The organism is Citrobacter portucalensis, from assembly GCF_002042885.1.
Taxonomy (GTDB): domain Bacteria; phylum Pseudomonadota; class Gammaproteobacteria; order Enterobacterales; family Enterobacteriaceae; genus Citrobacter; species Citrobacter portucalensis.
Genome location: NZ_MVFY01000001.1, coordinates 216,711 through 238,362 on the forward strand (window position 1 = coordinate 216,711; position 21,652 = coordinate 238,362).

Sequence of the window (21,652 nt, forward strand, 5' to 3'; positions counted from 1 at the left end):
CCTTAGCGATGTCCGTACACGCGAGGGCGGGTGTAATAATCAATCAGGGGAACCGTGATATTGGCCAGCAACACGGCAAAAGCCACGCCATCAGGATAACCACCAAAACTGCGTATCAACCACACTAACAGGCCCGCAAGCGCGCCAAAAATCAGACGACCACGGTTGGTTGTTGATGCTGTAACGGGATCGGTAAGAATAAAGAACGCACCTAACATCGTCGCGCCGGAAAGCAAATGCAACTGAGGCGATGCCAGTGAGTCTGGCGAAAAAATCCAACCTAAAGTGGCGCAAACGGCGAGCGACAGCAGGAAGCTAACCGGGATATGCCAGCGAATCGCTTTTTGCCATAACAGCACGATGCCACCAACCAGCCAGGCAAGGTTCACCCACTGCCAGCCAGCGCCTGCCAGCATGCCGCTGTAGATCGGGTATTGCATCACCTGCTCAACGGTACGTCCGGCATGCAGGGATGTCTTAAAAGTATCAAGAGGTGTTGCCTGACTGATACCATCGATACCCATACGCAGCGAATTCATATCACCTCCGCTGGCGGTATGCCCGTTAAAGATAACGTTCAGGGCGTCAAAGAAACCAGGCACCGTGGCCGCAATTTCATGCGGCGGCAGCCAACTGGTCATCTGTACCGGAAATGAGATGAGCAGCACGACATAACCAATCATGGCAGGGTTAAACGGGTTCTGCCCGAGCCCGCCATACAGCTGTTTCGCAATGATAACCGCAAATACCGTGCCTAATACCACCATCCACCATGGCGCGAGGGGCGGAATACTGACGGCCAAAAGCAACCCGGTGAGTAACGCAGAGTTGTCTTTTAAAATTGCCACAATGGGTTGTTTACGCAGTTTAAGCACACCCGCTTCGGCAGCAATAGCGCTGATGGCAGCGAGAACGATCTGGAACAACGTGCCCCAGCCGAAGAACCACAGCTGAGCGGCGATCCCCGGCAATGCAGCAAGTAACACCAGCATCATGATACGCGATGTCTGGCGCTGGTTATGGGTATAAGGGGAGCTTGCTATTCTGAATACCATTTATTCCTCGTTTACAACCTGCTGCTGTGCGGCTTTCTTTGCCTGAGCGCGTGCGATGGCGGCCGCGACGGCGGCTTTACGTGGATCAACCGGCTCGGCTGTTTCGGCTACCGCCTGCTGCTCTAGCTTGCGGGCTTTGGCGCGGGCGATTGCCGCTTCGACGGCAGCTTTACGCGGATCAATCGGTTCGACTGTTTCTGTTACCGCTTCTTGTTTAAGTTTGCGGGCTTTGGCGCGAGCGATTGCCGCTTCCACGGCAGCTTTACGCGGATCAACGGGCTCGGTTGTTTCTGTTACCGCCTGCTGCTCGAGCTTGCGAGCTTTGGCGCGGGCGATTGCCGCTTCCACGGCAGCCTTACGCGGATCAACCGGTTCGGCCGTTTCTGTTACCGCTTCTTGCTCAAGCTTGCGGGCTTTGGCGCCGGCAATTGCCGCTTCCACGGCAGCTTTACGCGGGTCTGTACCCGTGCTGCTGCCTTCACTTTGCGGCGGGTTTTCCTTACGGGAAGCACGAGCTTGCGCCTTACGCGCCTCGCGTGCGGCAATCACGGCGCTATTGTCAGGTTTTTCACCTGCCTGAATGACCACCGGTTGCAGCGCCTGAGCCTGCTTTTCTTTTACGCGAGCCAGCGCGGCGGCAATGGCATCATGATCTTTGGCCGCCGGCTGAGCAGCGGCGCTCTTATGGCGTTCAAGACGTGCTGCTTTTTCACGTTCAAGGCGCGCCTGTCGGGCTTCAAACCGAGCTTTTGCTTCTGCGGCGCGCTTTTCTTCCTGACTAATGGCGTAAATCTCGGCTTTTTCCTGACGGAAATACTGTACCAGTGGAATATTGCTTGGGCATACCCAGGCGCAGGCACCGCATTCAATACAGTCGGCGATATTGTGGGCCGTCGCTTTGTCGTGCTGTTGCCCTTTACTGAACCAGTAAAGCTGTTGTGGCAGGAGATCGGCCGGACAGGCATCGGCGCATGCACTACAGCGAATGCAGCCTTTCTCTTCTGGCGTTTCACCCATTTCACTGGCCGAGGGGGCCAGAAGACAGTTGGTTATCTTCACCACCGGGACATCCAGCCACGGCAGCGTAAAGCCCATCAGCGGCCCGCCCATAATCACCATCTGGTCGGCGGAAGGGCAGAAGCCCGCATCGTTGAGCAGATGACGAACCGGCGTACCTAAACGCGCCCAGACGTTGCCCGGACGACTGACTGCTTCACCTGTTAGCGTCACGACACGTTCGGTGATCGGCTCTCCGTCGATTACTGCACGTTTAATTGCATAGGCGGTTCCGACGTTTTGCATCAATACGCCGATATCAGAGGAGCGTCCGCCGTGGGGAACCTGCTTGCCGGTCAGGATTTGTGTTAACTGCTTGGCCCCGCCGGACGGGTACTTGGTGGGGATCACGCGTAGGCTAATGTCGTGTGAATCAGCCAGCACCGCGCGCAGCATAGATATTGCCTGCGGTTTGTTATCTTCGATACCCAGGAGGATCTCGCGTGGCTGAAGAATGTGCGCCAGGATGCGGATACCTTCGACGACCTGAGCGGCACAGTCCTGCATCAGGCGGTCATCTGCCGTAATGTACGGCTCGCATTCGGCGGCGTTAATGATCAGCGTTTCAATTTTATCTCCGCCGCCCTGCAGTTTAACGCCGGTGGGAAAACCTGCGCCACCCAGCCCGGCAACGCCGTACTGATGAATACGCGCAATCAGCTCTTCCCGGCTGTGGGAGCGATAATCGGTCCAGCCGTCTCGCTCAATCCAGCGATCTTCGCCATCGGCGTCTATGATGACGCTCAACTCAGCCAGTGCCGAAGGATGCGCGGTGGAGTGCGGGGCAATGGCAACAACGGTGCCTGATGTTGGCGCATGGACTGGAAGCATTCTGCCACGTCCGCGGGTTAAGGCCTGACCACGCAGCACGGTGTCACCCACGTTTACGCACAGTTCACCCTCCGCACCAATATGTTGTTTCAGCGGAATAACGAAACGCGGCGCCAGCGGAACCTGTCGCAACGGCGTTCCGTTTGACTGGGTTTTCATTTCTGGTGGATGAATGCCGCCATCAAAGTCCCAGATTTTATTTTTTCTGAATGCAGAGAATAACTTAAACATGTTGTTCCACGGGAATGATGCGCACAGGGATGGTGTTTAAATCCCATTTCCAGCTATCGGGTGTCTCGGCTACCGGGCGTAATTCAATACATTGCGTCGGGCACGGGTCAACGCACAGGTTGCACCCGGTGCAGAGATCGCTCATTACCGTGTGCATGGCGCGGGTCGCGCCCACGATGGCATCGACCGGGCAGGCCTGAATACACTTAGTGCACCCAATACAGTTATTTTCATCAATGACCGCCAGCATTCGCACCGGCGTAACGTCTTGTTCATCGCCATCAATAGGCTGCGGATCGACATTCAGCAGGGCGGCAATTTTTAACATCACCGCTTCGCCGCCGGGGGCGCAACGGTTAATTTTTTCACCCTGAGACCCGATCGCTTCAGCATAAGGATGACAGCCCGGATAGCCGCACTGGCCACACTGGCTTTGCGGGAGAATTTCATCAATTTTCTCCACGACCGGATCATCTTCAACGGCAAAACGTCGTGAGGCGTACCCCAAAATAGCGCCGAACGCCAGACCCAGTAGACTCACTGCGGCAACGGCAATCCAGATAGCATTCATTACAACTTCACCAAACCACTAAAGCCCATAAAGGCCAATGACATTAAACCAGCGGTAATCAGCGCAATCGCATTGCCGCGAAACGGCGCTGGGACGTCCGCCACGGCGAGGCGTTCGCGGATCGCGGCGAACAGTACCATCACCAGCGAGAAGCCGACGGCGGCGGAAAAACCGTATAGCGCCGACTGTAAAAAGTTATGGCCGAGGTTGATGTTCAGTAGCGCCACACCTAACACTGCGCAGTTAGTGGTGATCAGCGGTAGGAAGATCCCCAGCAGGCGGTACAGCGCAGGGCTGGTTTTGCGCACAACCATTTCGGTAAACTGCACGACGACGGCGATAACCAGAATAAAAGCCAGCGTGCGCAGATAGATGAGATTGAGCGGAATTAGGATCCAGGTATCAATCAGCCAAGCGCAGATGGATGCCAGTGTCATGACAAACGTCGTGGCAAGGCCCATACCCATTGCGGTTTCCAGTTTTTTGGAAACGCCCATAAACGGGCAAAGGCCCAGAAACTTCACCAGTACAAAGTTATTGACCAGTACAGTTCCGACAAACAGCAGCAGGTAATCAGTCATTTTTCGGCCTGAAATAAAAAGCCGCCTATTATCTGACAATCTTCAACAGGCGACAACAGGTTAACTGTAGGGTTATTACGGGTTCACAAACGTCGATTTAACGCGCTGCGATCGTTTGAAGTAGGGCACCAACAGTGCTGCAGCCAGTAATGGGAACAGCAGTTGGCGCACGGCAAAAGCGTCTGGGACGGGTGAAAACGCAAACGCTTTAATCGCCAGCAACACGGAGATCAGCAGCCACAGAATGTAATGCTTAGGTACACAGGCTCTGCGTTTGAAAAACGCAATCGTCAGCCACAGTGTGTAATACCACATGGCGATCGCGGTAATAAAGGAAACACCCCATAACAGCAAATTTGCCGTACTTTGCTCACCCAGCGTTTTGAAGGTTTGTGGTGTAGCCAGCGCAGTGACATAAAGTAATAACGCCAGCGAAGCGCTCAACAACGCGACTAACAGCCAGGCCAGTGGCCCAAGTAGCCAGCCTCCGATACGTTGTGCCGGTGTCGTAGTCATCTCTTCTCCAGGTTTACGCGCGCAATCAATCATGCCATTCATTTTGGGGCAATTATTATAAAGCTTTTAACGTTGAGCGCTACTTTCTTCTTTATTGCACGTAATGCCAGACTGATTTAGGTACCTGACCAACATCAAACAGACGACCTCCGGAGATAAGCTCCGCACGGCGATGGTCTGCGGCACGGTACATATTGATAATGTCGTTATCATCGGTGAGCGTGTAGTTAAGATGGTCGAACAGTTTTTCCAGACTTTCGAGCGAACTGATTTTGCGGAATTTTAATAAGTAATCCTGAACGGTCATAAATGCAGATCCATATTAATAAAATAATACCAACGGAGTAGAAAATATAAAAATAAACAACGAGCACAGGTAAAAGCGCATTTACGTGCAAATGTAAGAAGAGTGTTCATACCTGTGAAAAATCAGGCGCTATGCGCGTCTTGAGCAAGGGTAACGCGCTTAGCGATCGCTGGCAATATGCAGCGGAGCGGGACGCGGCATAATTCGCTTTTTTTGACAGAAAGCGATCTTTTACCGGCAGACCCTGCAACTACCAATGTTAATTGTCGGGCAATAAAAGGCTGCGGATGCTTATTTTTTCTGCACTGCCGCAACGGGCTCTGGTGGCTGGTAATTGTCAATATGATTGGCAACACCCAGCAGGATCACGGAGACGGCGAGAACAATCCAACCTGTTAATTCAATAAGACGATTCATTACTGATGACATTTGCTTTGATTTATCCATAAACACAGGCTGCAAATGTTACTAATCTCTCATTAATACAGCAAGATGATAGGGAACGATTTCTACCTCTTTTTCGCTGCAAGTTAAGCATAAGTGGCATATGTTTGACTTAAGTTAAAAAACAACCTTTGTAGCGCAATGGTTATTAAACTATTGAGACGTTGCAAGGTATGGTGTGAAATAGGTCAGTCCTGAATTGAGAGGCAATAACATGAGTGACAACATCCGCGTTGGGCTAATTGGCTATGGTTATGCCAGCAAAACCTTCCATGCCCCACTGATTGTGGGCACGCCGGGTCTGGAACTGGCTGCAGTGTCCAGTAGTGATGAAGCAAAAGTGAAGGCAGACTGGCCTACGGTAACGGTTGTTGCTGAGCCTAAGCATCTTTTTAACGATCCAAATATCGACCTGATTGTGATCCCCACGCCAAACGACACGCACTTCCCGTTAGCGAAAGCAGCGTTGGAAGCGGGCAAACATGTGGTTGTTGATAAGCCCTTTACCGTGACACTGTCACAAGCACGTGAGTTGGATGCGCTGGCACGTAGCCTGGGGCGTGTGTTGTCTGTATTCCATAACCGTCGCTGGGACAGTGATTTTCTGACGCTGAAAGCTCTGCTGGCGGATGGTGTTTTGGGAGAGGTGGCGTATTTCGAATCCCATTTCGATCGTTTCCGCCCACAGGTTCGTGACCGTTGGCGTGAACAGGGCGGTCCGGGAAGCGGTATCTGGTACGATTTAGCACCGCATCTTTTGGATCAGGCGATTAATCTGTTTGGTTTGCCCGTCAGCCTGACGGTAGACCTGGCCCAGCTGCGTCCGGGCGCGCAGGCGACGGATTACTTCCATGCCATCCTGACGTATCCGCAGCGTCGTGTGATCCTGCATGGCACCATGCTTGCTGCTGCAGAATCGGCCCGTTATATTGTGCATGGATCGCGTGGCAGCTATGTGAAGTATGGTCTTGACCCGCAGGAAGAGCGCCTGAAAAATGGCGAGCGACTTCCACAGGAAGACTGGGGTTATGATATGCGCGATGGCGTATTGATGCGAGTCGAAGGCGAAGAGCAGGTTGAAGAAACCTGGCTGACCGTACCGGGCAATTATCCGGCGTACTATGCTGGCATTCGGGATGCGCTAAACGGCAACGGTGAAAACCCGGTACCGGCGAGACAGGCTATCCAAATTATGGAGCTGATTGAGCTGGGTATAGAATCTGCGAAACATCGTTCGACGCTGTGCCTTGCCTGATTAGGTAAATGGCGCAAGGCGATACCTTCCTGGCATCGTATCCGGCCTACAATGAAAACCAACGTAGGCCGGATAAGCGTTAGCGCTACGCGGCACTTTACCTGTTACGCTGCGGCGACTTTCTCGCGCAAGGCTCGTTTTTCCTCGTTACTCAGGAATGCCATTTCCAGACCGTTGATTTGCGCCTGGCGGATCTGTTCGCGCGTTAGGCCTGCAGCTGGTGCGGCAATGGTGTACTCGTGAATAATATCCACACCCTGAACAGCCGGGTCGTCCGTATTCAAACTGGCGATAACGCCATGCTCAAGGAACGTTTTCAGCGGATGGTTCGCTAGTGAGGCAACGGTGCTGGTCTGAATGTTTGATGTCAGGCAGGATTCGATGCCGATACGGTGCTCGGCGAGGTAATCCATCAACGCACGATCTTCAACGGCTTTAACGCCGTGACCAATACGCTCAGCGCCTAGCTCTTTAATGGCCTGCCAGATGCTTTCTGGTCCCGCGGCTTCGCCCGCATGCACGGTAATACGCCAGCCGGCGTCGCGTGCCTGGTTGAAGTGAGATAGGAACAGGCTGCCCGGGAACCCCAGTTCGTCACCGGCCAAATCCAGCGCCGTAATATGGTCTCGGTGGGCTAACAGCGCATCCAGTTCCTGCAAGCAGGCGGCTTCGCCAAAAGTACGGCTCATAATGCCAATTAAGCGTGCTTCGACGCCAAAGGTCTTGCAGCCCTCGCGTACGCCTGCGATGACGGCTTCAACCACACCTGCAACCGGGAGCTGATGCGCCATCGCCATGTAGCCTGGGGAAAAACGCAGTTCAACATAGTGCAGGCCGTTACGTGCTGCGTCCTCAATATTTTCAAATGCCACGCGACGACACGCATCCAGCGAGGCCAGTACCTTCACGCCCCAGTCGAGCTTGGATAAAAAACTCACTAAATCTGGCTCAGTTGATGTGACTTGCACATGAGGGATCAGCGTTTCCAACGTTTGTGCCGGAAGCGTTAAGTTGAACTGACGGCCCAGATCCAGGATCGTTTGTGCACGGATGTTACCATCAAGGTGGCGATGGACGTCGGTCAGGGGGAGGGAAGTATCAATCATGGTCGCACTCGTGTATTTAGGTAAAGTGCAGGCCATTATACAACAGAAAAATGTTCCTCTAAAAACTTTAAAAAAAGCAGTGCAGAGTTCGGGGTTATGGGGAAGCAAGCATCGCCAAATTGTTGACCATGCTGTTAGCGTACCAACAGAGTGGTGTTCCGACTCCCTGATCCTTGAGAACGTATCACGATGCTTTTTGCCTTGCGGTGGTAAGACGGGCGTAAAGTAAGCAATAACGCATTTCCTGCAGCATGTGTGTAATAAAATGATTTTAATTTAAGATTATTTACCTCGTTTTTATTTAATTACTGTCTGTCAGTGTTATTTCATTCGGATATTTATTGAATAACATTGCTAATAGCGAAAAATGGACACTTTCCAGTTTATGAATGTGCTGCGAGGTATGTTATAAAAACACAATAACGACTGAGGGTATTAATAAAGTGAAAAGTGTAAAGCTAATTGTCAGTACAATGTTCTGTGGAAGTTTGCTGCTGGCAACTGTGCCTGCGCATGCGGCGTATAAAGCGGATGAAACGCATGTAATCCAGTTTAAGAAAGGTACCAGTGGCGCAGATATCAAGGGGACAATTACGGGTGATAAAACAAAAGATTATACGTTTGTCGCCAAAAAAGGGCAGACCATGCAAGCAGTTCTGAAAAGCGCCTGGCCTCATCCTTTCATGAGTATTATTGCACCGGGCGAACAATTCATTTTTGATGGCATGATGAGTGGTGACACTTATAAAAATACGCTGCCTGCCAGCGGTAAGTATACCATCAGAATATATCAAAAAGGCGCGGCGAAGGATGAGGGGAAAACCAACGCATTCCAGCTGCACATGAAAATTACCAACTGATCATGAGGAAAAGATCGCCCTGGTGGTGATCTTTTCCTTTGCTATTAAACTTCTTCGCCAGAATAAGCCACAACGCAATTACGGCCTCGGTTTTTTGCCATATACAGGGCGCGGTCTGCGCAATCAGCAAGTTGTTCAGGGGCTGAACGGTTATCAAGCGAGGTTACGATACCCAGGCTGATGGTGATGATGCGTGGAAAATCACCTTTAGTCGTGGCCTGAGTTTGTTGTTCTACGTGTTTTCTGATTCGCTCTGCGATGTTAAATGCTGCATCAGCGTTAGTTTCAGGTAGCAAAATAGCAAACTCTTCTCCGCCAATACGCGCCACGATGTCGTTACGTCGACTCAGTCGCTGCATAATTTCTGACAGTTTAATTATCACTCTGTCACCCTGCAAATGTCCCCAGGTGTCATTGACCGACTTAAAGAAATCAATGTCGCAAAAGACAATGCTCAGGGGTTTATGGGTCGCTGTCATTTTAATCTCATTGCTGAGTGCGTTATAAAAATAGCCACGGTTGAAAAGTCGGGTCATCGGGTCGCGGACTGAATTTTCATAGGATAATTCATAGGCCTGACGTGAGGCTTTGTAGCGCTTGAAAATATCAGACATGAGCACGATCATCACGGCCATTGCGCTAAGGCACTCCAGGCCTCTGGCGAGATACCATCCAGCGGAGTCTATATGCGTGTACTTCAGCATAATGATGACACTTAACAGATTGCTCAGGGCAACCAGTGACATACTTACCCAAAACTGTGTTTTTAGCCGGGTTAATTTTGCCCCTAATAAAACGATACAGGTCCACAAGATAATGAGGACATAAATAAAGCTACCACGCCAGGGTCTAAGCCATTCAAACGTTTCTGTGTCAACCAACTGAAACGATATTGGCGTAATACGGATGGAGTAGAGGATAGCCATTACCAGATGCAACATGCACCATAAATAAGTGGCGTAAATAACTGTTTTACCATGCTTTTCTTTTTTATTTTTAAACGTATATAAATAGTATGTTGCAAAGAACAACCCCGTAATTAACATGTTCCTCATAAAGTATAAAACAGCAATGTCATTGTAGATGACACCAGGAAGACCGTTTTTATAAAAATAAATATAGAGCGCAAGAAATAAGAAAACCCCTGAGAAATAAAACGCGCAGGCCAGGGGTAAAAGATATTTTTTGCGCCGATAACTCATGTAATTCATCGTCATAAAGCACCCAGTCTGAATGTGCAATACACCAGCAAAGGTTGCAATAACCGGGTAAAAAGATAGGCTATAACGCTGATTACTAAAAGGGATATACCAAAGAAAAATGGATGTTGTTAGGGACAGGAGTAAAAAAAAAGTTAAATTCTTTTTGTGAATGTTTATTTGTGTTGTATTCATGATTTTTATGTATATAAAACAGCGCTATATTTCGGCTATCTTCTCAGCTTTGTATTTTGTCTTTTTGATTTTTATTGCTGTTGATTTTGACTGGCAGGAAAAGTCAGGGAGGAATTGGTATTAAAAAAAACGATAAAAAACAGATTTGTTTTTTTATATAAGGAGTTGCGCAATGAGTTCTTCATTGCGCAAGACTATTTAACGTATTGTGCGGATGGCGTTAATCAACCCCTGAACGCCTTTTTCAAGCTTGGAACGTGGACATCCGGCATTGAGGCGCACAAAACCGCGTCCTTCTTCTCCGTATGTGTATCCGGGCATGATGGCGACTTTCTGCTGATGGATGAGTGCATCCTGCAGTGCGTGGTCATCAAGGTTGAGTGGACGCAAGTCAATCCATGCCAGATAGGTGGATTGCGGAACCTGCCAGTTCAGTTCGGGGAATGCGTTATTCAGCTCGTGCGCGATGTAATCCAGGTTACTGGCAAGATAATCCCGCAGCGCATCAAGCCAGCTAGCGCCCTGTTGGTAGGCTGCGATATGTGCGCTAAGCGCGAGCACTGCAGGTGAGGAAAGACCATCCCGACCCTTTAACGCACTGAGGTAATCGTTGCGACTCTGCTCATCCTCAATAATCCCGTAAGCCCCGGTTAATGCCGGAATATTGAAGCTCTTTGAACCGGAGGTGAACAGCGCCCAACTGTCGCGCGCGACGTTACTCCACGGGATGTGCGGCTGGTCTGCCCATACCATATCCATATGGATCTCATCAGAGATGACTTTTACACCGTGGCGCTGACACAGCTCCGCCATGGTTTCCAGTTCATCGCGCGTCCACACCTTACCGGTTGGGTTGTGCGGGCTGCAAAGCAGGAGAATTTTGCTTTCAGGCCGGGACAGGGCTTTCTCTAGTGCAACCATGTCGCAAAACCAGCCGTCAGCGCGTTTTTCAAGTCCGACAGCGCATACCTGGCGCTGATTACCTTCAATCGCTTTGTAAAACGCGTCGTAAGCCGGCGTATGAATAACCACCGCATCACCCGCAGAAGACCACTGGCGGATTAGCTCCGATACCATATAGATGACTGAGGGGCCATAAACCAGCGACTCAGGATCGATTTGGGTATTATGACGCGATAGAAACCAGTGGCTAATCGCCGCCAGAAATTCATCATTTTTCCAGCGACTGTAACCCAACACGCCATGTGACAGGCGCTGAGTCAGCGCCTCCAGAATGCAGGGGGCGGTGGCAAAATCCATATCGGAGATGGTGAACGGCAGAAGGTCGGCTGAACCAAAACGGTCGGCAACGTAATCCCACTGAGTACACCAGGTACCATGCCTGTCCACAACCTTTGAAAAATCAAACATATTGTTGTCCTTAAGCCTGTACGGTGTTCATCAGAACTGCGATCTCGTCTTTCACTGACTGGACCTGCGGACCAATAACAACCTGAAGATTATGCTGATTGAGTTGCACTACGCCAATGGCGCGATTGTCCTTCAGTGCCTGTACGTTCACAAGCGACATATCCTTTACTGACAAGCGCAGACGGGTAATGCAGTTATCAAGGCTGACAATGTTTTCCGCACCGCCCAGCGCCGCCAGAATGGCAGGGACGTTGTAACCGGATTTACCCGGTGCTCCCGCCATGACTTTATCGATATTGCTGGCAATTTCGACGTCCCGACCCGGGGTCTTCAGATTGAAGCGTGTGATGGCGAAACGGAAGATCACGTAGTACACCGCGAACCAGATCGCAGCCACGACAGGGACCAGATACCACTTGGTAGAGAGTCCGTGCAGGATGCCGAATACCACAAAGTCAATCAGGTTACCGTCCGTGTTACCGATGGTGACGCCTAACACCGCCATCACGGTGAAACCAAGACCGGTCAGCAGGGCGTGGATTACATACAAAACAGGGGCAACGAACAGGAATAAGAACTCGAGTGGTTCGGTTGTACCGCCGATCACGCAGGCAATGAGACCAGAAATTAACAACCCTTTAATTTTATGACGATTTTCAGGGCGAGCACAGTGGTACATAGCGAGCGCTGCCCCCGGCAAACCACCGAGGAACGCCGGCATTTTACCCTGCGACAGGAAGCGGGTTGCGCTTTCAGAGAAACCTTGTGTTGTCGGGCAGCTCAGTTGAGCCTGGAAAATAGTCAGTGCGCCGCTCACGCTGTGACCGCAGACTTCCTGCGTGCCGCCAGCTTCGGTGAAGCGAATGAGTGCCACCAGAATATGATGCAGACCAAACGGCAGCAGCAGACGTTCACCGGTACCAAACAGCATTGGACCAAATTCGCCCGCGCTGTTGATGATGTGGCCGAGCCCGTTAATGCCCATGGCGAAAACCGGCCAAACCAGGGGAATGACCAGGCCGACCAGTCCCATCACCACCGAAGAGATAATTGGTACAAAGCGGGTACCGCCGAAGAAGGCCAGTGCATCCGGCAGGCGAATGTTGTGGAAACGTTCATGCAGCATCCAGACGATGATCCCGGCAATAACAGCGCCGAGGATCCCGGTGTCGATCGACTGGATCCCCAGGATATTCTGTACGTTGTTAGCCTTCAGGATCGTGGCATCCGTGGTAGGCAAGATACCTTTCGCGGTTAACCAGAAGTTGACGGCAAGGTTCATCACCGCATAACCAACAAAACCGGCAAATGCCGCTACGCCTTTGTTCTCGCGGGCCAGGCCGAGAGGTATGGCAATACAGAACATCACCGGTAAGAAGCTAAACGCAAATGAGCCTACTTTGCTCATCCAGGTAAAAATAGCCTGCAGTACCGGATTACCCAATGCCGGAATCAGCGTTAAGACATCATGACTACTTAACGAGCTGCCGATCCCTAACATGATCCCGCAGAATGAGAGCAGAGCCACGGGCAGCATAAAGGTTTTGCCCAACTGCTGGAAAAATTCCCATAACGTAATTTTTGGTGTGGTTCTCGTCGTCATCAAACGACTCCTCGTAAAAGCTAGCTGACTAATGATGGCGAGAAGATAAAACGTTTTACCTAATTTTAGTGCGGTATAAATCACATTATCGAACGATAATAGGGCGTATAAATATAAGTGATTGATAAAACGTTTTATCCGTCACGTTATCAGGGAGTTTTCCGTTTTTATGGCTATAGCCAAAAAAATAACCATCCATGATGTTGCGCTGGCCGCGGGCGTTTCGGTTAGTACCGTCTCATTGGTGCTCAGTGGAAAAGGCCGTATTTCATCCGCGACCGGCGAACGGGTGAATGCCGCTATTGAGCAACTGGGGTTTGTGCGTAATCGCCAGGCATCAGCGCTGCGTGGCGGGCAGAGCGGGGTAATTGGTTTGATCGTGCGCGACCTCTCCACCCCGTTTTACGCCGAGTTGACGGCGGGTCTGACGGAAGCTTTAGAAGCGCAGGGGCGCATGGTCTTTTTATTACATGGTGGCAGAGATGGCGAACAGCTGGCGCAGCGTTTCGCTATGCTGCTTAATCAAGGGGTTGATGGTGTGGTGATCGCCGGGGCAGCCGGCAGTAGCGACGACCTACAACAACTGGCCGCCGATAAGGGGATTCCGGTAGTGTTTGCGTCTCGGGCCAGCTACCTGGATGACGTTGACACCGTCAGACCTGACAACATGCAGGCAGCGCAATTGCTGGTTGAACATCTGATACGCCATGGGCATCAGCGCATCGCGTGGTTGGGGGGGCAGAGTTCTTCATTGACCCGCGCAGAGCGTGTCGGCGGCTATTGTACGACGTTGCTAAAGTATGGTTTACCGTTTCATAGCGACTGGGTGCTGGAGTGCTCATCCAGCCAAAAGCAGGCCGCAGAGGAGGTGACCGCGCTGTTACGTCGTAACCCAACGATCAGCGCAGTGGTGTGCTACAACGAAACCATAGCCGTTGGCGCCTGGTTTGGCCTGATGAGAGCAGGGCGTCAGAGTGGTGAAATTGGCGTAGACCGCTACTTCGAACAGCAGATCTCGTTAGCTGGATTTGCCGATGTAGCGGAAAATGCACTGGACGATATCCCCATTATTTGGGCCTGTACGCCCGCGCGTGAAATGGGATATACCCTTGCTGAGCGCATGCTACAGCGCATTGGGCACGATGATGGTCATTCGCGTAACTTAACGCTTTCCGCCCGTCTGGTGGTGGCAAAATAAAAAAGGCCCGATAAACACACGGTTATCGGGCCTGTTGTCACGCGTATTTACTGTTGCGGAATAGCCGGGGCATCCGGTTCGCCGAGAGAAGGCATACCGAACATGCCAACAAACTCATCCAGCGACATTTTTTGTCCGTTTAAGGTAACCTGGCCGTTTGCGTATTGCAGGCTGGAGCCGATGACGTTGTCCTGCATCGTTGTAATACGGAACATCTGACCCATTGCCGCCAGGCCATTCACCTGTTGTTTCGCCAGATCGGCCGCTTGTTCCTGCTGATAGCCTTCAATTTTGGCAATCTGCGTCATGAACTCAGTCGCCATATCAACCGGAATCGTCAGCTTAGCATCCAGTGATTTGACCGAACGATCCACTTCCTGAGCCAGCGTTTGTGGTTCCTCAGTATTTGCTGTCGGATCTTTTAGCAGCAGTGACAGATTAAATGCAGTTTCACCTTTTGCATTTTTCCAGCTCAGCGGGGCTATGGTGATAGCCGGCTCGCCTTTCATCAGAATCGGCAGCGCATTGAAGAAGGCTTCAGTGACTTTTTGCTGATAAAGCTCAGGGTTTTGTACCACATCAATCTGCGCCATCAGCGCCTTGGTTTGGGCGCTATACTGCTGACTGAACTGGTGTAATGCTTCACCGTCAATCTGGCCAACTTTCAGCGTCAGTTTACCGCTACCCATATCCTGACCCTGCAATTTCAGACTGTTCAGCGTGTAATCCAACTGGCTGTTGACAGTTTTACCGTCGTTGATCAGATCGGATTTACCATCAATACCCATGCCTTCCAGAACCGCCAACTCTTTACCTTCGACGGAAATCGACAGTTTATCGAGTGACAATTTCTGGTCGCCTATGCGCTCACCAAAGCTGGCAATACTGCTGGAACCCTCAGTTTTCAGGTTATTGAAAGTCATTTGTACTTTCTGGTCATACTCGTTGACCGCATTGACCACGCCGCTTTGCGCATTGCCTGTCAGCGAGACAGCGTTACCTTCTTTGTCTGCTGTAAACTGGAATTCCCCGCCGCTGAAGGCTACTTTTTCGTCGCCTTTCTCATAGTTCAGTGGTTTGAGGGAGAGATCGGAACGGGTATCGCCGCTGTAGCCGATTCGGGAATTAATGACAAATGGCGACTCACCTTTGGCAATATCAAACAGTGGTTTGGTAACGTCGTTATTGACCAGAGTCGTTTTCACGGAGGCCATAGCCGGGACCAGATTCAGTGATTTCAACTGAGCCAGCGGGAATGGACCGTGATCGACGGTTTCATTCAGGACGATACTTTGCCCCGGTTTTAGCCAGGAATCTGCCTGCCCGGCGATTGGTTTCACCACCAATTGCAGTTGGCTATTGAACACCCCGCGCTGGTAGTTTTGATAACTCAGTTCAATGCCCGCCTCAGGGGAGAAACGTTTTAACTGATCGTTTGCCTGTGTCACCATCTCGGCGAGATGCGTTTCAAGTTTCTTACCTGTGTACCAGGCGCCGCCCGTCCAGACGATACCCAGCGCAACCACCACACCCGCAGCTACCAGCGATTTTTTCATTTCGATATCCATAAAATAAAACCAGGCGTTTGAAGACGCCTGGAGGAGTGACATGTCTTTAACACACTACAGCTTAGCAAGAGTTGTTAAAAATATCAGTATCTTGCTATAGCTTGTTATAAACCCGGGCTAAACGACCTGCGCCACTAATGTTAACCGGCGATTCATTCGCGCCAATAAAGGCCGATTCACCCGGTCGCAGAACCAGACGTTGCTCGCCTTTACTCAGCACGGCTTCACCCTCTATGCAGAACAAAATGGCTGCACTTTGCTGGCTGATATCTGCGCCATTGGTAGTAAGGTCATGCAGGGAGAACGCAAAATCGTCAACCGGGATTGGGAAGTCCAGTTCACCATCAGATTCAACCGGCGTGGTCAGTAACTGGTTTGCTGGCTTGGCGACAAACTTCACGTTGGCGACCAGTTCCGGGATATCAATATATTTTGGCGTTAGTCCGGCACGCAGCACGTTGTCCGAGTTAGCCATCACCTCAAGCGCCACACCTTGCAGGTAAGCGTGCGGGGTTTCGGCAAATAAGAACATAGCCTCGCCTGGATTGAGTTTCACCACATTGAGCAGCAGCGGGGAGAAAAGCCCACTGTCGTTCGGGTAGACGTCAGCGATCAGACGGATGGTTTGCCAGGGTTCACCCTGCTGGCTGTTCAGCGCTGATTTCAGGATCGCCAACGCATGGGATTTCTCCTCATCCTGCATATTCAGCAAGCTGGTGAAAAGATAGCTCAGACGTTCCGCACTCGGTTCTTCCAGGAAATGTGCAATAGCCGGATGTGCGGCGGAAACGGGTTGTAACAATGCAACAATGTCAGAGAACTCGCGGAATGCGTTCATCGCCAGGAAAGGCGTCAAAGCAAATACCAGTTCTGGTTTGTGGTTAGGATCTTTGTAGTTGCGCTCGGCGGCATCCATCGGGATCCCCGCGGCGTTTTCTTTGGCAAATCCAATTTCAGAATTGTGCTTGTTAGGATGAACCTGAATCGAAAGTGGTTGAGCAGCGCAGAGTACTTTAAACAGGAAGGGCAGTTCACCAAAACGTTGCGCTACGGCTTCGCCTAGCAGTGCGGATTTATCGTGCTCGATAACGTCGCGCAGAGCAACCGTCTGACCGTCAGCGCCCAGAACCTGCGAACTGCTTTTCGGATGCGCGCCCATCCACAACTCAGCCATCGGTTGCTGAGTGGGGTTGGCAATGCCATAGAGTTCCGTTAACGCCGTTTTACTTCCCCAGGCGTAGTTCTGCACTGAGTTGATGAGTTTTTGCATTATCAAGCCCTGTTTCAATGTTGAATTTTCTACGGCTATTAAACCAAGAAACCCTGAGGGAAGTAACCTGCACATGTAAAAAGTCGTACTTGTCTCAGTTTTTGTTAAAAAAATGTGTAGGATATGGTGACTCGCTTTTAATACCCTGAGTAATTCCGGTTGCAGAAAGCTCTTCCTTCTACAACCGGATCTGCGGCAGGGAAGCAGGGCAATGGAACATCTGCCCAGAGAATAACCAGACCGAGCAGTAAGTGAGAGCACAATGTCAAACAAACCCTTTCATTATCAGCATCCTTTCCCCCTCAAAAAGGATGATACCGAATACTATCTGCTGACCAGCGACTATGTCTCTGTTGCCGAATTTGAAGGGCAGGAGATTGTTAAAGTTGCACCGCAAGCCTTAACCCTGCTGGCTCGTCAGGCCTTTCATGATGCGTCGTTTATGCTGCGTCCCGCACATCAACAGCAGGTAGCTGATATTCTGCGCGACCCGGAGGCCAGCGAAAACGACAAATATGTGGCCCTGCAATTCCTGCGTAACTCTGACATCGCGGCAAAAGGCATTTTGCCGACCTGTCAGGACACCGGAACTGCGATTATCGTGGGTAAAAAAGGTCAGCGTGTCTGGACCGGTGGGGGTGATGAGGAGGCGCTGGCACGAGGCGTCTATAACACCTACATCGAAGACAACCTGCGCTATTCACAAAACGCAGCGCTGGATATGTATAAAGAGGTGAACACCGGTACCAACCTGCCAGCACAAATCGATTTGTATACCGTCGACGGAGATGAATACAAATTCCTGTGTATTGCCAAAGGTGGTGGTTCGGCGAATAAAACCTATCTGTACCAGGAAACCAAAGCGCTGCTAACACCGGGCAAATTAAAAGATTACCTGGTTGAGAAAATGCGTACGTTGGGCACTGCGGCTTGTCCGCCGTATCACATCGCGTTCGTAATCGGTGGAACATCGGCAGAAGCCACACTGAAAACGGTCAAACTGGCTTCTGCAAAATACTACGACGAACTGCCGACAGAAGGTAACGAACATGGTCAGGCATTCCGCGATGTAGAGCTGGAAAAAGAGCTGCTGATTGAGGCGCAGAATTTGGGGCTTGGCGCGCAGTTTGGTGGGAAGTACTTCGCGCATGATATCCGCGTGATCCGCCTGCCGCGTCACGGCGCGTCGTGTCCGGTTGGTATGGGCGTTTCTTGCTCAGCCGATCGAAATATCAAAGCCAAGATCAACCGCGAAGGTATCTGGATCGAAAAACTGGAGCATAATCCTGGCAAATTTATACCGGAAGAACTGCGCCAGGCGGGAGAGGGTGAAGCGGTGCGCGTTGACCTCAATCGCCCGATGAAAGAGATCCTGGCCCAGCTGTCGCAGTACCCGGTTTCTACGCGTCTGTCACTTAACGGTACAATCATTGTTGGTCGTGATATTGCGCATGCGAAACTGAAAGAACGGCTGGATAACGGCGAAAGTTTGCCGCAGTATGTTAAAGATCACCCGATCTATTACGCAGGTCCGGCAAAAACGCCGGAAGGCTATGCCTCTGGTTCGCTGGGGCCAACCACTGCCGGACGTATGGACTCGTATGTTGACCAGCTTCAGGCCGCTGGTGGGAGCATGATTATGCTGGCGAAAGGCAATCGCAGCCAGCAGGTGACCGATGCTTGCCATAAACATGGCGGCTTCTATTTGGGCAGTATTGGCGGCCCCGCCGCGGTGCTGGCTCAGGGCAGTATCAAGAGCCTGGAGTGCGTGGAATACCCGGAACTCGGGATGGAAGCCATCTGGAAAATTGAAGTAGAAGATTTCCCGGCATTTATCCTGGTAGATGACAAAGGCAACGATTTCTTCAAGCAAATTCAGACGTCGCAGTGCGCACGCTGCGTTAAGTAACGTCAGCCGCCCTTCGGGGCGGTTTTTTTTACCGCACGAACCACCAAACGACAGCTTTATCCTCGTTAATACTCATAAGACCAATGCAAATGGGCAATGTCGAAACATAACCTAATCAACTGTTAATGTAAGGAGCAGGTAATGGTAACGGTACGCCGCGAGAATGATTCAATGGGGGCGATTGATGTTCCTGCCGATAAGCTTTGGGGTGCGCAAACCCAACGTTCGCTGGAGCATTTTCGTATCTCTACGGAGAAAATGCCGGTCTCACTGATCCATGCGCTGGCGCTGACGAAACGCGCCGCGGCAAAGGTTAACCAGGATCTGGGGCTGCTGGCGGAGGATAAAGCCAGGGCTATTATGCAGGCTGCAGATGAGGTGTTGGCAGATAAACACCGCGATGAGTTTCCGCTGGCCATCTGGCAAACCGGCTCAGGCACGCAAAGCAATATGAATATGAACGAGGTGCTGGCAAACCGGGCCAGCGAATTGCTGGGCGGCGTGCGGGGGATGGAGCGAAAAGTACACCCCAACGATGATGTCAATAAAAGCCAAAGCTCGAACGATGTCTTCCCAACCGCAATGCACGTTGCCGCACTGCTGGCGCTGCGTAAATCTTTGATCCCACGTTTAAATGTGTTGACAAAAACGCTCAGTGATAAGTCCCACGCTTTCGCCGATATCGTTAAAATTGGTCGTACACATCTGCAAGATGCAACTCCACTTACGCTTGGCCAGGAGATTTCCGGCTGGGTAGCAATGCTTGAACATAACCTCAGACACATTGAAAACAGTTTACCGCATGTGGCAGAACTGGCGTTGGGGGGAACCGCGGTAGGTACCGGACTGAACACTCATCCCGAATACGCCCGCCGGGTCGCGGATGAACTGCGGGTCATTACCTGCGCGCCGTTCGTTACCGCTCCGAATAAATTTGAAGCGCTGGCCACCTGCGATGCCCTGGTTCATGCCCACGGAGCGCTAAAAGGGCTGGCAGCGTCGCTGATGAAAATCGCCAACGATGTACGCTGGCTGGCATCTGGCCCGCGCTGTGGTATTGGTGAAATTTCAATTCCGGAAAACGAACCGGGCAGCTCGATCATGCCGGGTAAAGTCAATCCTACCCAGTGTGAAGCGCTGACCATGTTGTGCTGCCAGGTGATGGGTAACGATGTCGCCATCAATATGGGCGGGGCGTCAGGTAACTTTGAGCTCAACGTCTATCGACCGATGGTCATCCACAACTTCCTGCAGTCGGTACGCCTGCTGGCGGACGGTATGGAAAGCTTCAATGAACATTGCGCGACGGGAATCGAGCCCAACCGTGAACGAATAGATCAGCTGCTCAATGAGTCGCTGATGCTGGTGACCGCGCTCAACACCCATATCGGTTACGATAAAGCGGCTGAAATTGCCAAAAAAGCGCATAAAGAAGGGCTGACGCTAAAAGCCTCCGCTCTGGCGCTGGGATATCTAACCGAAGCGGAATTCGACAGCTGGGTACGTCCGGAGCTGATGGTTGGCAGCATGCGGCCAGGCAGTTAATCCGCAACGTACAGGTGCAGCCGGGGAATAATCAATCTCAACGGCTGCGCCTGAGGTTTAAAGCGATGCTGAACGTTATCGGCATCGTAATTCAGTAACTCGCCGATATCCGGTACGGTCATACCGTTGTCGTTATTAAGCAAAGCAATCAGTGGCGTCGGGCAGGCATATTGCACCTGTTTTTGCTCTCCTTTGTACCAGACACGGGCAATAGGCTGCACTTTTACCGGCCTTTTAATTTTCAGGCGGGCCTGCTGCGGTAAGTCGGCGATATCCTGATATTCGCGTTCAAGCTTCGCCTGCCATTCTTCACGTGTCCAGGGATGTACGCTGCGCGGTGAGGTCAGGCTTTTTTCCAGTTGCTGCAGTACTTCATCACGTTTCAGGTTTTTAATAATGTGCTTGTTAGCCCAGCCGAATCGCAGGGTGGCAGGATCTCTGACAACGGTGAGCGTGCGATAGGCATTCAGTGTAATCAGCCCCGGCAGGTGGCGATGCACCCATTCGAAACGTGCTGCCGGCGCCAGCCCTGACTCTACTGTAACAATGCGCTCGAAGGTGGTTTTCAACTGGTTTATACGCTGGATTTGTTCTTCCAGAGCACATTGCGCCGCATTATCAACCTGGTAGCACAATACACCCGGTAGGCGGACGGCCGCTTTGCTGCTGCGGTTTTCGGACTGCTGCTGAATAAACAGGTGACGGTAATGGCGCAGTGCCAGCGCTTCAGCCTCTTTGCCTAAATGCTGCTTAACATCAATGCTCTGCAGAGGGGCATGCTCTGCCTCTTTGACCACTTCCGGTAACGAGAATACGCGGGCAATCAGCAGCGTCTGCTGCAACAGGTTTTCGTTCAGAAGCGCCAGTTCTTGTTCCATCTGGCGAAAGGTGCCGTTCAGGCGGTCAACGAGATCGTAACGGGCCATAGATTTACCATTTTAGTTACAACATACTTTTTTATAGCACAACATTCACCGCCTG

At 51.3% G+C, this 21,652-nt stretch carries 19 protein-coding genes; 5 read left to right on the forward strand and 14 right to left on the reverse strand.

Annotation, left to right across the window (positions count from 1 at the left end):
- Nucleotides 1–2: 2 nt before the first annotated feature.
- The 7 genes from rsxD to blr all read right to left on the reverse strand — a co-directional run bounded on the left by rsxD (nucleotide 3) and on the right by blr (nucleotide 5,565).
- Nucleotides 3–1,055, reverse strand: coding sequence for an electron transport complex subunit RsxD (rsxD, locus tag BZK40_RS01105; protein WP_008784680.1), 1,053 nt, complete (start codon nucleotides 1,053–1,055; stop codon nucleotides 3–5).
- A complete protein-coding gene (gene rsxC / locus BZK40_RS01110) occupies nucleotides 1,056–3,173 on the reverse strand; it encodes an electron transport complex subunit RsxC (protein ID WP_079933985.1) in 2,118 nt (705 codons plus the stop codon).
- Entirely contained in the window at nucleotides 3,166–3,744 is a 579-nt protein-coding gene (gene rsxB / locus BZK40_RS01115) for an electron transport complex subunit RsxB (RefSeq protein ID WP_032943340.1), read from the reverse strand. The genes rsxC and rsxB overlap by 8 nt, the downstream gene beginning before the upstream one ends.
- A complete protein-coding gene (rsxA, locus tag BZK40_RS01120) occupies nucleotides 3,744–4,325 on the reverse strand; it encodes an electron transport complex subunit RsxA (RefSeq protein WP_003029144.1) in 582 nt (193 codons plus the stop codon). The genes rsxB and rsxA overlap by 1 nt, the downstream gene beginning before the upstream one ends.
- 75 nt (nucleotides 4,326–4,400) lie before the next feature.
- A complete protein-coding gene (locus BZK40_RS01125) occupies nucleotides 4,401–4,841 on the reverse strand; it encodes a DUF2569 domain-containing protein (RefSeq protein WP_020996422.1) in 441 nt (146 codons plus the stop codon).
- Nucleotides 4,842–4,932: 91 nt separating this feature from the next.
- Nucleotides 4,933–5,148, reverse strand: a complete 216-nt coding sequence (ydgT, locus tag BZK40_RS01130; protein WP_008784684.1) for a transcription modulator YdgT — start codon at nucleotides 5,146–5,148, stop codon at nucleotides 4,933–4,935.
- A 291-nt stretch (nucleotides 5,149–5,439) separates the two neighbouring features.
- Nucleotides 5,440–5,565 carry a division septum protein Blr gene (blr, locus tag BZK40_RS01135; protein ID WP_003029134.1) on the reverse strand — a complete coding sequence of 42 codons (126 nt, stop codon included), beginning with the start codon at nucleotides 5,563–5,565 and terminating at the stop codon, nucleotides 5,440–5,442.
- 241 nt (nucleotides 5,566–5,806) lie between these two features.
- Between blr and BZK40_RS01140 the strand changes: the two genes are divergently transcribed.
- Entirely contained in the window at nucleotides 5,807–6,847 is a 1,041-nt protein-coding gene (locus tag BZK40_RS01140) for an oxidoreductase (RefSeq protein WP_079933986.1), read from the forward strand.
- Between the two features lie 104 nt (nucleotides 6,848–6,951).
- Here the strand turns inward: BZK40_RS01140 and add are convergent, their stop codons facing one another.
- A complete protein-coding gene (gene add / locus BZK40_RS01145; RefSeq protein ID WP_079934112.1) occupies nucleotides 6,952–7,953 on the reverse strand; it encodes an adenosine deaminase in 1,002 nt (333 codons plus the stop codon).
- Nucleotides 7,954–8,396: 443 nt separating this feature from the next.
- Between add and BZK40_RS01150 the strand changes: the two genes are divergently transcribed.
- Nucleotides 8,397–8,813, forward strand: coding sequence for a hypothetical protein (locus tag BZK40_RS01150; protein ID WP_048235434.1), 417 nt, complete (start codon nucleotides 8,397–8,399; stop codon nucleotides 8,811–8,813).
- Between the two features lie 44 nt (nucleotides 8,814–8,857).
- On the opposite strand, the gene BZK40_RS01155 is transcribed toward BZK40_RS01150, so the two are convergent.
- The 3 genes from BZK40_RS01155 to malX all read right to left on the reverse strand — a co-directional run bounded on the left by BZK40_RS01155 (nucleotide 8,858) and on the right by malX (nucleotide 13,181).
- The gene (locus BZK40_RS01155; protein WP_079933988.1) at nucleotides 8,858–10,207 is read right to left on the reverse strand and encodes a sensor domain-containing diguanylate cyclase; all 1,350 of its coding nucleotides are present in this window, start codon (nucleotides 10,205–10,207) and stop codon (nucleotides 8,858–8,860) included.
- A gap of 198 nt (nucleotides 10,208–10,405) precedes the next feature.
- Nucleotides 10,406–11,578, reverse strand: coding sequence for a MalY/PatB family protein (locus BZK40_RS01160; RefSeq protein WP_079933989.1), 1,173 nt, complete (start codon nucleotides 11,576–11,578; stop codon nucleotides 10,406–10,408).
- A 10-nt stretch (nucleotides 11,579–11,588) separates the two neighbouring features.
- A complete protein-coding gene (malX, locus tag BZK40_RS01165; RefSeq protein ID WP_032943348.1) occupies nucleotides 11,589–13,181 on the reverse strand; it encodes a maltose/glucose-specific PTS transporter subunit IIBC in 1,593 nt (530 codons plus the stop codon).
- Nucleotides 13,182–13,350: 169 nt separating this feature from the next.
- On the opposite strand from malX, the gene BZK40_RS01170 reads away from it, so the two are divergent.
- Nucleotides 13,351–14,379, forward strand: coding sequence for a Mal regulon transcriptional regulator MalI (locus tag BZK40_RS01170; protein WP_048226587.1), 1,029 nt, complete (start codon nucleotides 13,351–13,353; stop codon nucleotides 14,377–14,379).
- A 47-nt stretch (nucleotides 14,380–14,426) separates the two neighbouring features.
- On the opposite strand, the gene BZK40_RS01175 is transcribed toward BZK40_RS01170, so the two are convergent.
- Together BZK40_RS01175 and manA are read right to left on the reverse strand one after the other, a co-directional pair.
- Nucleotides 14,427–15,935, reverse strand: coding sequence for a YdgA family protein (locus tag BZK40_RS01175; RefSeq protein ID WP_079934113.1), 1,509 nt, complete (start codon nucleotides 15,933–15,935; stop codon nucleotides 14,427–14,429).
- A 106-nt stretch (nucleotides 15,936–16,041) separates the two neighbouring features.
- The gene (manA, locus tag BZK40_RS01180) at nucleotides 16,042–17,217 is read right to left on the reverse strand and encodes a mannose-6-phosphate isomerase (protein WP_079933990.1); all 1,176 of its coding nucleotides are present in this window, start codon (nucleotides 17,215–17,217) and stop codon (nucleotides 16,042–16,044) included.
- A 262-nt stretch (nucleotides 17,218–17,479) separates the two neighbouring features.
- Here manA and fumB point away from each other — a divergent pair, with 262 nt between their 5' ends.
- Both fumB and fumC read left to right on the forward strand, forming a co-directional pair.
- A complete protein-coding gene (fumB, locus tag BZK40_RS01185; protein ID WP_008784695.1) occupies nucleotides 17,480–19,126 on the forward strand; it encodes a class I fumarate hydratase in 1,647 nt (548 codons plus the stop codon).
- 141 nt (nucleotides 19,127–19,267) lie between these two features.
- Nucleotides 19,268–20,671, forward strand: a complete 1,404-nt coding sequence (gene fumC / locus BZK40_RS01190; RefSeq protein ID WP_079933991.1) for a class II fumarate hydratase — start codon at nucleotides 19,268–19,270, stop codon at nucleotides 20,669–20,671.
- On the opposite strand, the gene tus is transcribed toward fumC, so the two are convergent.
- The gene (gene tus / locus BZK40_RS01195; protein ID WP_079933992.1) at nucleotides 20,668–21,597 is read right to left on the reverse strand and encodes a DNA replication terminus site-binding protein; all 930 of its coding nucleotides are present in this window, start codon (nucleotides 21,595–21,597) and stop codon (nucleotides 20,668–20,670) included. The genes fumC and tus overlap by 4 nt on opposite strands.
- Between the last annotated feature and the right edge of the window lie 55 nt (nucleotides 21,598–21,652).

What these genes read in the sequence shown, in the direction of transcription:
- rsxD (WP_008784680.1), bottom strand. Translation starts at nt 1,055, where the DNA reads ATGGTATTCAGAATAGCAAGCTCCCCTTATACCCATAACCAGCGCCAG.
- rsxC (WP_079933985.1), bottom strand. Translation starts at nt 3,173, where the DNA reads ATGTTTAAGTTATTCTCTGCATTCAGAAAAAATAAAATCTGGGACTTT.
- rsxB (WP_032943340.1), bottom strand. Translation starts at nt 3,744, where the DNA reads ATGAATGCTATCTGGATTGCCGTTGCCGCAGTGAGTCTACTGGGTCTG.
- rsxA (WP_003029144.1), bottom strand. Translation starts at nt 4,325, where the DNA reads ATGACTGATTACCTGCTGCTGTTTGTCGGAACTGTACTGGTCAATAAC.
- BZK40_RS01125 (WP_020996422.1), bottom strand. Translation starts at nt 4,841, where the DNA reads ATGACTACGACACCGGCACAACGTATCGGAGGCTGGCTACTTGGGCCA.
- ydgT (WP_008784684.1), bottom strand. Translation starts at nt 5,148, where the DNA reads ATGACCGTTCAGGATTACTTATTAAAATTCCGCAAAATCAGTTCGCTC.
- blr (WP_003029134.1), bottom strand. Translation starts at nt 5,565, where the DNA reads ATGAATCGTCTTATTGAATTAACAGGTTGGATTGTTCTCGCCGTCTCC.
- BZK40_RS01140 (WP_079933986.1), top strand. Translation starts at nt 5,807, where the DNA reads ATGAGTGACAACATCCGCGTTGGGCTAATTGGCTATGGTTATGCCAGC.
- add (WP_079934112.1), bottom strand. Translation starts at nt 7,953, where the DNA reads ATGATTGATACTTCCCTCCCCCTGACCGACGTCCATCGCCACCTTGAT.
- BZK40_RS01155 (WP_079933988.1), bottom strand. Translation starts at nt 10,207, where the DNA reads ATGAATACAACACAAATAAACATTCACAAAAAGAATTTAACTTTTTTT.
- BZK40_RS01160 (WP_079933989.1), bottom strand. Translation starts at nt 11,578, where the DNA reads ATGTTTGATTTTTCAAAGGTTGTGGACAGGCATGGTACCTGGTGTACT.
- malX (WP_032943348.1), bottom strand. Translation starts at nt 13,181, where the DNA reads ATGACGACGAGAACCACACCAAAAATTACGTTATGGGAATTTTTCCAG.
- BZK40_RS01170 (WP_048226587.1), top strand. Translation starts at nt 13,351, where the DNA reads ATGGCTATAGCCAAAAAAATAACCATCCATGATGTTGCGCTGGCCGCG.
- BZK40_RS01175 (WP_079934113.1), bottom strand. Translation starts at nt 15,935, where the DNA reads ATGAAAAAATCGCTGGTAGCTGCGGGTGTGGTGGTTGCGCTGGGTATC.
- manA (WP_079933990.1), bottom strand. Translation starts at nt 17,217, where the DNA reads ATGCAAAAACTCATCAACTCAGTGCAGAACTACGCCTGGGGAAGTAAA.
- fumB (WP_008784695.1), top strand. Translation starts at nt 17,480, where the DNA reads ATGTCAAACAAACCCTTTCATTATCAGCATCCTTTCCCCCTCAAAAAG.
- fumC (WP_079933991.1), top strand. Translation starts at nt 19,268, where the DNA reads ATGGTAACGGTACGCCGCGAGAATGATTCAATGGGGGCGATTGATGTT.
- tus (WP_079933992.1), bottom strand. Translation starts at nt 21,597, where the DNA reads ATGGCCCGTTACGATCTCGTTGACCGCCTGAACGGCACCTTTCGCCAG.